This is a genomic window from Runella sp. (genome assembly GCF_027484545.1).
GTDB lineage: Bacteria > Bacteroidota > Bacteroidia > Cytophagales > Spirosomataceae > Runella.
The window spans coordinates 14,637-29,519 of record NZ_JAIXST010000325.1; the positions used below are offsets into that span (position 1 = coordinate 14,637).

12 protein-coding genes are annotated in these 14,883 nt (G+C 41.8%); 10 read left to right on the plus strand and 2 right to left on the minus strand.

All coding sequences use genetic code 11. The features are described 5' to 3' along the window. Positions 1-42 precede the first annotated feature (42 nt). From Q0081_RS29175 to Q0081_RS29195, 5 genes are all read left to right on the plus strand, one after another. Positions 43-963 carry a ParB/RepB/Spo0J family partition protein gene (locus tag Q0081_RS29175; RefSeq protein ID WP_298361826.1) on the plus strand — a complete coding sequence of 307 codons (921 nt, stop codon included), beginning with the start codon at positions 43-45 and terminating at the stop codon, positions 961-963. Further along, the gene (locus tag Q0081_RS29180) at positions 960-1,655 is read left to right on the plus strand and encodes a DUF5683 domain-containing protein (protein WP_298361829.1); all 696 of its coding nucleotides are present in this window, start codon (positions 960-962) and stop codon (positions 1,653-1,655) included. Before Q0081_RS29175 ends, Q0081_RS29180 begins: the two co-directional genes overlap by 4 nt. A gap of 99 nt (positions 1,656-1,754) precedes the next feature. Then, a complete protein-coding gene (dapB, locus tag Q0081_RS29185) occupies positions 1,755-2,471 on the plus strand; it encodes a 4-hydroxy-tetrahydrodipicolinate reductase (protein WP_298361832.1) in 717 nt (238 codons plus the stop codon). A gap of 23 nt (positions 2,472-2,494) precedes the next feature. Continuing rightward, positions 2,495-3,658, plus strand: coding sequence for a signal peptidase I (gene lepB, locus Q0081_RS29190; RefSeq protein ID WP_298361836.1), 1,164 nt, complete (start codon positions 2,495-2,497; stop codon positions 3,656-3,658). Between the two features lie 73 nt (positions 3,659-3,731). Then, positions 3,732-4,196 (plus strand): YchJ family protein, encoded by a 465-nt coding sequence (locus tag Q0081_RS29195; RefSeq protein WP_298361838.1) that lies wholly within the window; start codon positions 3,732-3,734, stop codon positions 4,194-4,196. Positions 4,197-4,228: 32 nt separating this feature from the next. On the opposite strand, the gene Q0081_RS29200 is transcribed toward Q0081_RS29195, so the two are convergent. After that, the gene (locus Q0081_RS29200; protein WP_298361841.1) at positions 4,229-7,270 is read right to left on the minus strand and encodes an AAA family ATPase; all 3,042 of its coding nucleotides are present in this window, start codon (positions 7,268-7,270) and stop codon (positions 4,229-4,231) included. Between the two features lie 5 nt (positions 7,271-7,275). Further along, positions 7,276-8,490, minus strand: coding sequence for an exonuclease SbcCD subunit D C-terminal domain-containing protein (locus Q0081_RS29205; RefSeq protein ID WP_298361844.1), 1,215 nt, complete (start codon positions 8,488-8,490; stop codon positions 7,276-7,278). A gap of 143 nt (positions 8,491-8,633) precedes the next feature. Here Q0081_RS29205 and Q0081_RS29210 point away from each other — a divergent pair, with 143 nt between their 5' ends. The 5 genes from Q0081_RS29210 to Q0081_RS29230 all read left to right on the plus strand — a co-directional run bounded on the left by Q0081_RS29210 (position 8,634) and on the right by Q0081_RS29230 (position 14,602). After that, the gene (locus Q0081_RS29210; RefSeq protein ID WP_298361845.1) at positions 8,634-9,548 is read left to right on the plus strand and encodes a hypothetical protein; all 915 of its coding nucleotides are present in this window, start codon (positions 8,634-8,636) and stop codon (positions 9,546-9,548) included. After that, on the plus strand, positions 9,548-11,056 hold the full coding sequence (locus Q0081_RS29215) for a class I SAM-dependent DNA methyltransferase (RefSeq protein WP_298361847.1): 1,509 nt from the start codon (positions 9,548-9,550) through the stop codon (positions 11,054-11,056). The genes Q0081_RS29210 and Q0081_RS29215 overlap by 1 nt, the downstream gene beginning before the upstream one ends. A 103-nt stretch (positions 11,057-11,159) precedes the next feature. Further along, the gene (serA, locus tag Q0081_RS29220) at positions 11,160-13,064 is read left to right on the plus strand and encodes a phosphoglycerate dehydrogenase (RefSeq protein ID WP_298361850.1); all 1,905 of its coding nucleotides are present in this window, start codon (positions 11,160-11,162) and stop codon (positions 13,062-13,064) included. An 80-nt stretch (positions 13,065-13,144) separates the two neighbouring features. After that, entirely contained in the window at positions 13,145-13,951 is an 807-nt protein-coding gene (gene ispE, locus Q0081_RS29225) for a 4-(cytidine 5'-diphospho)-2-C-methyl-D-erythritol kinase (RefSeq protein WP_298361852.1), read from the plus strand. A gap of 36 nt (positions 13,952-13,987) precedes the next feature. After that, positions 13,988-14,602 carry a cytochrome c oxidase subunit 3 gene (locus Q0081_RS29230; RefSeq protein WP_298361854.1) on the plus strand — a complete coding sequence of 205 codons (615 nt, stop codon included), beginning with the start codon at positions 13,988-13,990 and terminating at the stop codon, positions 14,600-14,602. The last annotated feature ends 281 nt before the right edge of the window (positions 14,603-14,883 follow it).

The window sequence follows — 14,883 nt, forward strand, 5'->3', positions numbered from 1 at the left end:
TTTTAGTTCTAAAATCTATCAAAACGAAATAAATTTAAGAAAATGGAAAATGTCGAAAAAGCCGCTCCAAAAAAAATGACCGGTCTTGGACGCGGCTTAGGTGCATTGCTTCAGGATAGCGATAATGTCAATCGCAATGCGCGCCCTTTGCCTCACGAAAGTGTGAGCATGATGAATGAAATTCATGTCGAGCAGATTGACACTAATCCATACCAACCACGTACCCGGTTTGATGAAGATGCTCTCAACGAATTGGCCGAGTCTATCCGGATACAGGGTATCATTCAACCCATTACCGTAAGACAGATCGGGAAAGACAGGTACCAGCTTATTTCGGGAGAACGGCGTTTGCAGGCCTCCAAAATTGTGGGCTTAACCCATATCCCAACCTATATTCGTACCGCCAATGACCAGCAAATGCTGGAAATGGCCCTCATCGAAAACATTCAGCGCGAAAACCTAAACGCTATAGAAATTGCGCTTAGTTATCAGCGACTTATCGCCGATTGCGGTCTCAAACAGGAAGAGCTCGGCGAGCGTGTAGGCAAAAACCGCACCACCGTCAACAATTATATTCGTTTGCTGAAGCTTCCCCCCATGATTCAGGCGTCACTACGCGATGATCAAATCACGATGGGGCACGCCCGGGCCATCATCAACATCGAAAATCCTGAAATACAACTCAAAATATTCCGTAAAACCATCGAAGAAGCCTGGTCGGTACGAAAAGTGGAAGAAGCTGTACAGGCACTTAAAATGACGGTGGAAGATGTGAATACAAAAGAACGCCGCCCCAATGTGATAAAACAGGAGATGCGTTCGTTACAGTTTAAGCTTTCATCTTATTTTGGAGCAAAAGTTTCCATCAAAACGGACGAAAAACAAAAAGGGGAAATCAAAATTCCTTTTACTTCGCAAGACGAGCTGGACCGTATTTTACAAGTACTAAAATTTGAGTCGTGAAAAAGTCGGGGATATTCATTGGGTTGTTGGTATTGGGAGCGGTGGTAGGAGTTGAAGCACAACAAACCGCGACAGATTCCCTGCAAAAGCGTTTTTCGCAGTTGTCAAAGGTCATGGATACGCTGCGCCTTGATACATTGAAAAAAGCGCAGGTTGTAAAATTAAAAGATTCGTTGGCAAAAGAGGTTACGAAGAAGCCTATTCCTAAGCTGAATCCCAAGAAAGCCGCTTATTATTCTTTGATGTTTCCGGGTTTGGGGCAGGTCTACAACCGACAATACTGGAAAATGCCGTTTGTGTACGCGGGTTTGGGAACGGTGGTTTACTTCATTCGCTATTTCAATATTCGCTACCAGGATTTTCTGCAACCTTATTTTGCAAGTTATGACCTTACTACCGGAAAGCAATTAAGAACGGAAGCAGAAGTCTATATCAGAGCTCAAAAGCAAAGCCGGACGCTGACTATTGATCAAATTACCAAAGGAAAAGATTTTTACCGCCGCTACCGAGACCTAAATATTGTATTGTTGGCCGGCGTATGGGCGCTTGCGGCCGTAGAAGCTAACGTAGCCGCTCACCTCATTACCTTCGATATGTCAGAAGATATTTCGCTGCGTATTCAACCCGACGCGCAATACAACGCTTTCACACGCGGAGTGGTGGGAGCCAAAGCCGTATTTATAATTAAATGAAAGGGTATCCGTTAACCGTTATCTGTTAATAGAATGAAAATAAATGCACCTGTTAAGACAGATAACGAATAACTGATAACCGATAACGAATACTATAGAATGAACATTCTCCTCTTGGGCTACGGCAAAATGGGCAAAGTAATTGAACAAATTGCCCTCAGTCGCGGTCATCAAATTGTCGGTAAAATTGACGTTACAAACCACCACGAATTGGCTGATTTCAGCCGCGAGAACGTAGATGTGGTCATTGAATTCAGTGCACCCGAAGCCGCTTACGAAAATCTCAAATGGGCCATGGGTAAAGGATTGCCCACCGCTTGCGGCACAACAGGCTGGCTGCATCATCGTCCCGAAATTGAGGCACTTTGCCGAGAAAATAAAGCGGCTTTTTTCTACGCTTCCAATTACAGCATCGGCGTCAATTTGTTTTTCCGATTGAATAACTACCTGGCAAAACTCATCGCACCTTATCCTCAATATCAGGTTCATACGACCGAAATTCACCACATTCATAAGCTGGATGCGCCAAGCGGAACGGCCATTACGCTGGCCGAAGGACTTATCCAACACCTTACGGCTAAAACAGAATGGGCGAATCAGGCCGATGTTGCCGAAAATCAAATCCCAATTGTATCTTTGCGCGAAGGCGAAGTTCCCGGTACGCACATTATCCGCTATGAGTCGGAAGTTGACCGCATCGAAATCAAACACGTTGCTCACAACCGTCAGGGCTTTGCGCTCGGCGCCGTAGTGGCCGCCGAATGGCTGGCTTCGCGAGAAGGCGTGTTTGGAATGGATGATTTACTGGGTGAATAAAATTTAAAAATATCAATACAAACATGTCTGTTACAAAAACACCGGTGGATAAGCCACAAAAAGTTACAAAATCTCCCTTCAGAGAGTGGCTTGATTCAATTGTATTTGCCGTAGTAGCTGCTACCTTTATCCGTTGGCTACTTTTAGAAGCCTACACCATTCCGTCGTCGTCTATGGAAAAAAGTCTCCTCATCGGCGACTTTCTATTTGTAAGTAAACTTCACTACGGGGCTCGTACGCCGGGCACTCCTTTGCAGGTTCCACTGACTCACCAAACCATTTGGGGCACCAATCTTCCGTCGTTTTCGACCTTGATTCAACTCCCGATGTACCGCTTACCGGGCTTTACGGATGTAAAACGCAATGACGTCGTGGTTTTCAACTATCCAGGCGACCCTGACGAGCCGTTTGAAGACCCTCTCCAAGGCAATGGCGGCTATAAAGCATTCCCGGTAGATTTGCGTACCAACTTTATCAAGCGCTGTATTGGCGTAGCTGGTGACATCATCGAAGTAAAAAAGGCGGTTGTGTATATCAACGGTAAAGAAGCAGAAGTTCCCCCAAAGGCACAGTTCTACTATCGTTTGGAATCAACCGACTTGTTGGACGACCGCTTTTTTGACAACGAAGACATTCAGGATTATGCCTCATTCCCTGCTGATTCGTTGAGTCCCAATAAGTTTTTATACCAAATTCGTACGACTCCTCAAACGGTAGAAGGCCTGAGAAAGCACAGCTTTATCCGCGGCGTGACCCACCAAAGCCGTTACGATGCCACTACGCAGGAGTCGGGGCTTTTCCCAGCGGGAGCTAAACAAAATCCCGATTTCTGGGGCCCTGTTCAAGTACCGAAAACAGGCTTGACAATCCAATTGGATTCGGCCAATATTTCAAAATACGGCCACGTCATTAAGTATTTTGACCATAATGATGCTGACAAAGTAGTGATTGAGAAAGGCAAAGTAAGCATTGATGGCAAAGCCATCACCAGCTATACCTTCAAACAGGATTACTATTTTATGATGGGAGATAACCGGTATGAATCAGCCGATTCACGTTTTTGGGGCTTTGTTCCTGCCGATCATATTGTAGGGAAAGCAGTCTTTATCTGGATGTCTATTGATCCTAATCCAAAGTCTATTCTCAACAAAATTCGTTGGAATCGTCTGTTCCGGTTGATTGAATAAACGAAGAAAAACAGACACGAAAAAGCGGCTTTAGGGTCGCTTTTTTACGTTAACCGCTTTAATTATTATCATCATGTCATCTACCTGTTACTGTGGCTCAGAACTTGAGTTTGAAACATGTTGCGGAGCCATTATTGCAGGACAAAGAAAAGCCGAAGCGGCATTGACGCTGATGAAATCCCGGTACTCCGCCTATTGTGTGGCAGCGAGTGATTATTTGATGGCGACCACACATCCCTCCCAACGAGTCCATTTTGACAAAGCATCCATAGAACAATGGGCAAAAGAGTCGGAATGGAAAGGGTTGAAAATTATTTCAACCCACAAAGGCACAAGCGAAGACACGCAGGGTGAAGTCGTGTTTCAGGCTTTTTTCAGGGACGAAGCGCACAAAAACCGCGTTCATTACGAGCATTCGTTTTTTGTCAAAGAACAAAATCAGTGGTTTTATCTTTCGGGAAAAATCCTCACTCCCAACCGCAACGAACCCTGCCCTTGCGGAAGCGGAAAGAAATACAAAAAATGCTGTGGGGTTTAAAATCGACAGTTTTACTTTTATTTAATCGTTTTTTACCCCACAATCTCCATTGTACTCAGCCCACTACCATTTTTGAAGAGACGTATCTGCGTACTAATCCTCTCTTTAAGGGCTTCTACGTGTGAGATGATTCCAATGATTTTATCACTCTCCGATTGCAATCGCTCCAACATACCCAATGCCATATCCAATGAATCAGGGTCGAGGGTCCCAAAACCCTCGTCAATAAATAAACTCTCAATACTGACATTTTGCGAAGCTAAATCTGACAATGCCAACGCTAAGGCCAAACTTAATATAAATGTTTCACCTCCTGAAAGCGTATTAACCGCCCGTAGAGCATTGCCTTGGTAGGTATCAATTACAAACAGACTCTCCGTTTCTTCTTTGGGCTTGTCCAAAATATAGCGGTCTGAAAGGTGACGCAGACGCTGATTTGCTAATCCAATCAGGTTTGAAAGGGTTAAATTTTGGGCAAAATTACTGAATTTATTCCCATTACTATCCCCAATATAACGGTTGAGCAAATCCCATTTCTTACGCTGTTTGCGCATTTGTTCCAATTCAGCCTGCAAACCCGAAAACTTTAGCTTCTGAGTAGCATGATTATTCAATTTAGCTGCTATTTCGGACGATTCCCGCAGGTATTGATCGCGTAATTCACGGCAGGTTTTGAGTTTGAACTCAGTTTCTTCCAGTGTATGTTCGGTTTGTCTCAATTGCGCTACTTCCAACAACTGTTCTAACCACGTTTTTTGGTTTACTTCCAACTCTTTTTCCCTATCTCCCAGCTGCTTACGCTGATTTTTGAGCATTTCTACTTGTGCCATCGAAAGCAGCAATTCGTTGGCCATTGAAATATTTTCAATCCCTTTTTCCTGCAATTGTTGGGTTAATGACGCTTCTAAAACACTCGTTCTTTTAGTTTCTTCCAACAGATTCTGTTGAATTTCAAAGTGTTGTCTTTGGGCAATATCATACGTCGTTTGGGCATTTGTAAGCGTATTTTTCAGTATCTGGCCTTCCGCTCTTACGTCTTTCCCCGAAAAACGTTTTTGTCTTTCTTGCTCTTTTGTGAACTTTTGGGTTCTTAGTACAAACAACAATTCATACTGCGTCAACAACTTTTTGATAATATCATTTAATTCTCTGACTTTTACCCAATTAGATACAATCTCTTGTTGTTGTTGCAATTGCTTTTGTGCCGCAACAAGTTGTTCAACAGTCGTATCTGGAACTAAAAAGAGTACTTCCAATACTTTTTCGCACTCTTCCTTGGCTTTCTTGTACGCTTCGCGCAGTTGAGTCAAATCAAGGGTAGCTTTCGCCTTTAAAGCCTCGGCTCTGTCGAACTCAGTTCCTACTTTTTTGGCTTGGATATCTACTTCTTTTCTATTTTTTTCTAACAAATCCAGCTCCACTTGTACCTGCGAAAGTGCATTGATGTAGGCGTGAACGTAGGGGTGATGGGTAGAACCACAAAGCGGACATTCTTCCCCGTTTTGCAGTGCATTGCGAAGGTCTTCGAGGTTAAACTTCTGCTGCTCTTTTTCTTTTCTTGATTGTAACTCTTTAATTTTTAAATCAATTTCTTTCAGTGTATCATTCAGTTGTTCCCAAATCGGTTTCTTCTGCGCTGCAATTTGAGTACTTTCTTCCAACGTTTTTTTTGCTTCCTGCCCTTGGGCTAATAAGTCATTTCGTTTTTCCAATTTAGCTACCAACTCAATGAAAGCTTTTTCGCGCGAGGACAAACGGGCAAGTTCACTTTCAGCATCAAAATCAACGGAAAAACGCGTGACTTCGGCCTCTGTATCTAACTGTTTTTGTTTCAGCAGAGCATAGGTTTCATCCAGTTTTTCAAAAGATAACGCTTTAAGCCAAGGGTTTGTAGATTGCGTTATTTCCTGTTTAATGGTTGAAAAAATGGGTCGAATCTCCGCGTTCAGTTTTTCTATTTCGGTTTCTAAACCCAAAATATCCCCCTCAAAAGCATTGAGTTCTGCCAGTAATCGTTCTTTGACTACAGTTTTATTGATTAATTTTTCGATTTGCTGTACCGTCGTCTGAATGATTTTTGTTTGCGCTTCTGCTTGATTATACGCGGTCTGCTTACGTTCTTCCAGAACTGCCAATTGTAATTTTTGCGCTTTGAGCGTTGCCAAATCGGCCGCCCATTCGCTTACTTGTTCGTGGTTTTGGAGTCGTTGGAGGTGGAGTGCAAAAGCAGCTTTTTCTTGTTCTAATACGTTTTTTTCTCGTTCTACTTTTTCGAGTTTTTGTTGAAGTTCAAAACTACGTTCTAATGTATTTTTTTCCTTTTCCCAAAAAACCACCTCTTTATCGGCTTGGGTGCGGTTCGATTCTGCAATAAACTGTGCTTGTTCCCAATGCTTCACTTCCTCGTCGGTCAGCATCGCTACCAGTTGCAGTTCTTTCTCCTTCAACTCCAACTGTTCTTTATAATGCTTGTCTTTTAAATAAGCCGCACTTCCCAACTGACGATAAATATGTTGCCCTGTGATGTCTTCTAACAGTTTGGAACGGTCGTGTGCTTTGGCCCTCAAAAACTCCGCGAAACTCCCCTGCGCCAGCACGATTGACTTTACAAACTGCTGATAACTCAAACCGATAAGTTCTTCATTTTTCTTTGGAAAGTTTGCCAGTCCTTTGATATCCAACAAATTACCAGAGGGCAATTCGGCGATTTCCATTTGGTAATTGTTCCAGTTTCCGTTACGATTACGGGCAATACTCCACCGCGAACGATACTGACACCCTTTCACCTCATACTCTACTTCGGCGTAGGCTTCCGCCTTGGGTTCTTCGGCCGCTTTTAGGTTGACAATTGACCCTAATTTTTCGATTTCGGTTTTAGAAATGCTGCCAAAACGCGGAATTTCGTTGTACAATGCCAAGGTAATTATATCCAACAACGTGGACTTTCCAGCCCCCGTAGGCCCCGCAATAATAAAGAGGCCAGAAATAGCTAAAGGGTTGACTGTGAAATCAATACAGGGATGTTCGTCGTAAAACGAATTGATATTTTTAAAGCGAATACGAAGTATTTTCATTCCATTTAGTTTTGTTCGGCGACTTCTCGCCAAAGTTCTTCAAAAGCTTCTGCCAAAAGCCCTTGCGTTTTATCATCAAGATTTTCGGAAGCAAGGCGTTGTTGAAACACTTCCCGTGGCGATAGGTCTTGGATAGATGTTCCCGTCGTAAAAAGCTCATCTGCGCCCTTCGTGCGATTTTCAAACGACAACCGTGGCTTAATTATCCGAAAAGGCGCATTATCAAACTCACGCAACAAGTAACTGAAATACAGTTCTTTTTGCGGATCAGCAAATGGCTCTGTGACGTGTACTTCTACATACGACGGCAACAATGCCTCAAATGTATAGGCTTTCAAAGCAGCTTCTACTTCGTCGAGATTGCCCGTAAAACAACGTAACTCTCGAAAAGCAGGCACGGGTAATGCTTCCACTTTATTGATTTTGTTGTTTTCCAAGGTCAATTCCAAAACGTATTTTGAGTCGTCGCGTTCGCTAAAACTGAGAGGAATCGGTGAGCCTGAATAACGTATAAAATCAGAATTACTGATAGGTTGTGGCTTGTGGATGTGTCCTAATGCGATGTAATCAAAGCCCGAGGGAAAAAATTCTGCCGAAAAAGCAGCTTCTCCTCCTACCACGTGTATATCTCGTTCGCTTTCTGAAATTGACGCGCCATTGACGTACAAATGGCCCATTGCAATGGAAGGTACCCTCGCAAAGTACTCATCTTTAAGGTTGGCAAGTTGCTCATAATGTCCTCGAATACCTTGTCGCAAAGCTGACAGCCGATCTTCATAGCCTTCGCCCGAAACTGATTTACGTAAATCGGCTTCGCGCAAATAAGGTACTGCTGCCACTATCACTTCCCCGTTGGGAGATACAATGTGCAGTAATTCGTCTTGTATATTCTCCAGGGCATTTCCTACTATTTTTATGTCTAAAAACTGCAACAATTCACGCGGAGCATTGAGTACGCCAGGCGAATCATGATTGCCTCCTGTCACTACTACTTGGCAATCCGCCCCCATCAGTTTTTTGAGAAATCCGTAATACTGAGCCAAAGCATGATTGGAGGGATTAGCGGTATCAAAAACATCCCCAGATACTAAGAGCAAATCAATTTTACGCTCTTTGATGGTTTGTGCCAACCACTCCAAGAATAAACGATGGTCTTCGTCGAGTCCATATTTATGGAGTTGTTTTCCCAAGTGCCAATCGGCGGTGTGAAGGATTTTCATATATAAAGAAGGCTGCTTTTGAAATTGTTCTGAAATCTCTGCAAAAATGCCAAAAAGGAACGGTAAATTTGCAGTAAACTTAATGGATTGCATAAAAAGCAGATAAACGCTTACCTTTACAGCCAAGGTTATAAACAGATATAATGAATATTGACAAAACCATAAAAGACCGAAAAATAGAGTTGCTATCTTATTTCAGAGATAGAGCAAGTGAAGCATTATCATCCATAAAGACCCTATTTGCTGAAACACAATCCGATAAAAGAGCAAGAGCAATTAACGAAAGCCTAAATCAAACAAAATCTGTTTTAATAACTACCCTTCTACAACAGGCAGAAAAAGAAAAATGGGATAATAAAGAAAAACTTGAATGTGTTCTTATGATTACTTACTGCAATATTGTAGTAATGATTGAAAGTAGAAATTCTGTAAGACCTTATGAGTATATGGACTTTTCCCGTAGGGTTGGTGAATTGTGGGACCCATTTTGTAAGTTATGTTTTTATTACCCAATCAATAACCTTTCTCTTTTTATACCTCCTCTTTTTTCAGAGGTAAAGAAAAAAATAACAGATGAAATTACTGATTATATTGACAACTTGCCTCTTTCCATCGAAGATAAGCAAGCACTAAAAACTTACTACGCTAAAGTTTGGAGTTTGGTCAGCTCAGGGGAAATACAATTAGAACTTGACTTGCATTTTTCTCACAATGGCCAAAAATATGTTGTCGATTTTAAAAGCGGTTTTGGTTCCAATGAAAAAGGCAACACAAATAGACTGCTATTAGTAGCCACTATTTATCACAATCTTGATGAAAACTACAAGTGCTTGCTGTTTGTAAGAGCAGAGGAAAACAATAGCTATTTTAATACTTTGAAAAATTCAGGGATTTGGAATGCCTACTGCGGTAATGAGGCATATCAGAAAATAAAAGAATACTCTGGGTATGATTTAAAAAATTGGACTTCCACAAATATTGATTGGGCTTCGGATTTTAATACCGAAACAACCGCGCACTTCACTGATAAAAATTTACTTCAATATCTACTTTGGTAATGATAAACGAAGCAAAAAAATATCAGGCGTTTTATACCAAATCAACTCTAATTGTTGATTATATGGTAGACAAGCTTTTGCTAAAGCCAGCAGATAAAATTTTCGAACCCTGTGGTGGTGACGGTGTATTTGTCGAAGCGATATTAGAAGAAAATGAATTTGCAAATATTGACATTTGCGAATTAAATCCGGATGCTGTTAAAATATTACAAGGCAAATTTTCAACCTTCCAAAATGTAACTATCAGAGAGTGCGACACATTACTTGACAATAATTTAAGTTTTAATTCTAATTTTGGTGGCGTTTATGATAAAATAATCGCTAACCCGCCTTATGGAGCGTGGCAGGACGTAAAGAAACGCGCCATTTTGAAAAAAATGTATTCAGAATTATATGCAAAAGAAAGTTACGCTTTATTTTTATTCCGTTGTATCGAACTGTTAAAAGATGGAGGGATTTTATCTTTTATTATCCCTGACACCTTCTTAAATTTGCACATGCACAAGGCGATCAGAAAGCATATTCTTACAAAAACAAAAATCGTTGAATTAGCCTTGTTCCCATCTTCATTTTTCCCGGGCGTAAATTTTGGATATGCGAACCTTTCTATTATTACATTACAAAAAACAAGTAATCCAAGGGAATGTTTATCCAATTCTTTTAATGTTCTTACCAGTTTTACAGAGGTTGACCAGTTAGCAAGTATAAGTAAAGAAGAATTGAAAGTTTACTTATTCTCACAAAAAGAAATATTTTCAAACCCAGACCACGCTTTTTTAATATCCGACAATTTAAGTGTTGCAGACGCAATAAACAATGCACCATTAAAAATTGGGGATATTGCAAATTGTGTTACAGGTTTTTATTCAGGAGATGACAAAACTTTTTTACAAGTCAATAGCCCTGACTTAAAAAATGGCAAAAATTATAACTTAGTAAATACCAATAAAATCAATCGGGACTACAAGAAATTAAGTACTATTCTTGATGGCATTGAAGGCGATAAACATTTTCTTCCTATTGTGAAAGGAGGCAATACAAAATATTTAAAACCGGAAGGTTGGTTTATGAATTGGAGTAAAGAGGCTGTTTCTCATTACAAAAAAGATAAAAAAGCACGCTTTCAAAACCCTCACTATTATTTCAAGTTTGGCGTCGGCGTACCGATGATAAGTTCATCAAGTATAACAGCTTCTTTAATTGAAAATAAGTTATTTGATCAATCCATTGTTGGTATTTTTCCGAAAGACGAAAATTTGACTTATTATTTATTAGCTTTTTTCAACTCGCCAACCTGTAATAAACTTATAAGAACGATAAACCCATCTGCTAATAACCCTGCAAACTATATTAAGAAAATTCCGTTTATAGCCCCCACAGATGAACAAAAGAATTTAATTAATTTAACCGTTCAAAACATATTAGAAAGTATTTCAACACAAGGACATTATGATGAAGGTATTGAAACTATACTAAATAAAATCATTGAGCAAATTTATGGCTTTTAGATATTAAACAGAAAGCATATAACTCGTTTTTGGCCATATTGGCGATAAATTAAAATTCATGAAAACTCCGAACTATTCATTTTAGTTCATAATTCTTTCTCAAATGCTTACCAACACGCTCGAACAAACCTATTACGTCATTGACTTCGACAGCACCTTTACGCAGGTTGAAGGCTTGGACGAATTGGCGAACATTGCCTTGGCGGGAAGTCACCAACGCGAGAACATTGTAAAACAGATTCGTGAGCTGACCGAAACAGCCATGAACGGTGAAATGTCGTTTGCGGAAGGTCTCCGCCGTCGCATCGAACTTCTGAGTGCCAATCGCTCCCATATCGACACATTAGTAGATTTTCTACGTACCAAAATATCCGATTCTTTTGCCCGTAACCGCGCTTTTTTGACTGAATACGCCGACAGTATCATCATTCTTTCCAGCGGTTTCAGAGAGTTCATCGTGCCGATTGTGACCGAAATGGGCCTCAAAGCAGAGAATGTTTACGCCAACACGTTTGTATTTGATGAAGACGACAACATCATTGGCGTCGACGAAACGAATGTATTATCGCAGGACAAAGGCAAGGTAAAACTGATTGAATCCCTCCATCTGGAAGGTGAAATTTGCGCCATTGGCGACGGGTATACCGACTACGAATTACGCTCTTCCGGTTTGGCCACTCGTTTTTACGCATTTACCGAAAACGTAGAGCGCCAAAAAGTAGTAGACGTAGCCGACCATATTGTACCTTCATTGGATGAGTTTTTATTTCTCAATAACCTTCCCCGGGCGCAGTCGTACCCAAAAAGTCGTATCAAAATTTTGTTACTGGAAAACGTTCATCCCGTGGCAAGACAGGCATTTGAAGAGCAGGGATTCAACGTTGAGTTTGTAAAAGGGGCTCTGGACGAAGATGAATTGATTGAAAAAATCAAAGACGTTACCATTCTGGGGATTCGTTCCAAAACGATGGTCACGAAGCGCGTGTTGGAAAATGCGCCGCGTTTGATTGCCATCGGTGCTTTTTGCATCGGCACCAATCAAATTGATTTAAAAACGGCGACCGAAAGAGGTATCGCAGTTTTCAATGCTCCTTACAGCAATACCCGCTCGGTGGTGGAATTGGCCGTGGGTGAAATGATTATGTTGATTCGGAATATTTTCCCGAAAAGTGTCGGAATGCACGCGGGAAGATGGGACAAGTCAGCCGACAGCAGCTTTGAAGTGCGCGGCAAAAAACTGGGTCTTGTGGGCTACGGGCACATTGGAACTCAATTATCCGTCATTGGTGAGGCGTTGGGAATGGAAGTGTATTTCTACGATGTTGTAGATAAAATGCCGATTGGAAATGCCAAAAAACTTCGCTCTTTGGACGAGCTACTACAAGTCGCCGACGTGCTGAGTATGCACATTGACGGACGTAAGGACAACAAAAACGTCATTGGCAAACGGGAGTTTGGTCTGATGAAAGACGGTGTTGTCTTTCTGAATTTGGCTCGCGGACACGTTGTGGATGTGGAAGCATTGGTGGAAGCGCTGAAAAGCGGTAAAGTATCGGGAGCGGGTGTGGACGTATTTCCTTACGAACCCAAAACCAACAAAGAGCCTTTCGAAAGCGAATTACGCAATTTGCCCAACGTCATTTTGACACCGCACATTGGCGGAAGTACCGAAGAAGCGCAGGAAGGCATCGGTTTTTACGTTCCGGAACGGCTTTTGGAATACGTCAACAACGGCAGCACTACAGGAAGCGTGAACTTCCCCGAAGTACAATTGCCGCTGCTCAAAGGCTCGCACCGTCTGTTGCACGTACACCGCAATGTACCGGGTATTTTGGCGAAACTGAACGCTATTTTTGCCCGCTATCACGTCAACATCACGGGACAATACCTCAAAACGAACGACCAAATCGGCTACGTCATCATGGACGTAGAGATTAGCTATACCGATGGATTTGTGGAAGAAATCAAGGACATGGAAGAAACCATCAAGTTTCGGATGCTCTACTAATTAAGTAAAGAGAATTGAGTATTGTGTAATGAGTACGGCTCATCTCACTACTCAATTCTCACTACTCACTACTTTTGCTAATGGTCACCTTCCCCAACGCCAAAATAAATATTGGGCTTCAAATCATTGAAAAACGGTCGGACGGGTTTCATAACATCGCTTCCTGTTTTTATCCCGTCGGCTGGTCAGATGTACTGGAAATCATTCCCGCTGCGGAGTTCAGTTTTTCTTCGTCCGGCATAGAAATCCCCGGTGACCCGGCCAAAAATCTCTGCGTCAAAGCCTACGAGCTTCTTAAACACGACATGGACCTTCCTCCCGTGGCCATGCACCTGCTCAAAATCGTGCCCATCGGCGCAGGAATGGGCGGCGGCTCAGCCGATGCTGCCTTTGTGCTTAAATTATTGAATACCACTTTTCACCTTTCACTTTCCACTTTTGACTTAGAGAACTACGCAAGAAAATTGGGGAGTGACTGTGCATTTTTTATTGAGAACAAACCGCAGTTTTGCTACGAAAAAGGCGACCAATTTGCCGATATTTCACTTTCGATGAAAGGAAAATATATTGTTTTGGTCTATCCAAATCTGCACATTTCCACCGCCGAAGCCTACGCCGGTGTGACGCCTCAAACGCCCGACGTAAATTTATCGGAAGCTTTGCAACGACCTATACCCGAATGGCGTCATTGTATAAAGAATGATTTTGAAAACGGACTTTTTCTTAAATACCCGGTTTTGCCCCAAATCAAGGAAAAAATGTACGAAAAAGGGGCTATTTATTCCGCTATGACAGGCTCAGGTTCAACAATTTATGGTATTTTTGAGAAAGAAACTGATTTGCAGAACATTTTCGCTCCCTTCACCGTTTGGAAAGGAGAGCTGTAGTAGTTCACAATAGACAGCAGGCAGTTCACAATTCCCATGGCTAAGGCATCCACCGTTAATGAAAATCGTTTGACCAAACGGCGCGAACCGTTCAACTTTATGCTTTGGCTGGCCATAGCAGGAAGTGTATTGGTATTCACGGTGTTGCTCGCCATTTATGTCCTACGAAAATCTACAGGGGTCTATTGGACGGATGTACCTCTTCCTCAGTTATTTTGGGTAAGTACCATGGCGATTGTCGTCAGTAGCCTTACCTTGCATTTAGCCAATCATTGTTTCCGTACCGACCGTTATCCCCAATTCCGAATGTACATGGGGGCTACGCTGACCTTGGGGGTGCTCTTTGTTATTCTTCAATTTTGGGGGTGGAAACAACTCATCGAGCGAGGCGTTTCTACCGTTAACAATCCTTCGGTGGGGTTCATTTATCTGCTTTCCGGACTTCATATAGTACACATTCTGATTGGCATTGCGGCATTGACGTGGGCCGTGTTTCAATCCTTTAAAAACAGCTCCTACGTTGACTCCTTCGTTTTCAGCGTCAATCCTCCCAACCAACTAAAAATCAAACTATTGACCATTTATTGGCACTTTGTCGATGTGCTGTGGCTGTATCTGTTTGGTTTTCTTCTGTATCACCACGGGATTTAGGAGTTGTTTCAATTTTCTGTATATTTCTCTAAGTAAAGGGTGGGTTTGGTTTGAACATCTACGTAGGGGATTATACAGAAAGTAAGACTGCATTGCGATTGCAGGCCGTATTTTTTGTATATGTAAAAATTGTATGACATACTACATGACGCCCTAAAAGTACCAGGTTAAACGCACCTAAATGGTGTTGTTTTTAATAATATTGAGCAAGTACTGGTCATTCCAACCTGCTTTTTTACGCCTTTCTTTGATACTATGCTTGTCATTTTGCTGTTGTAATA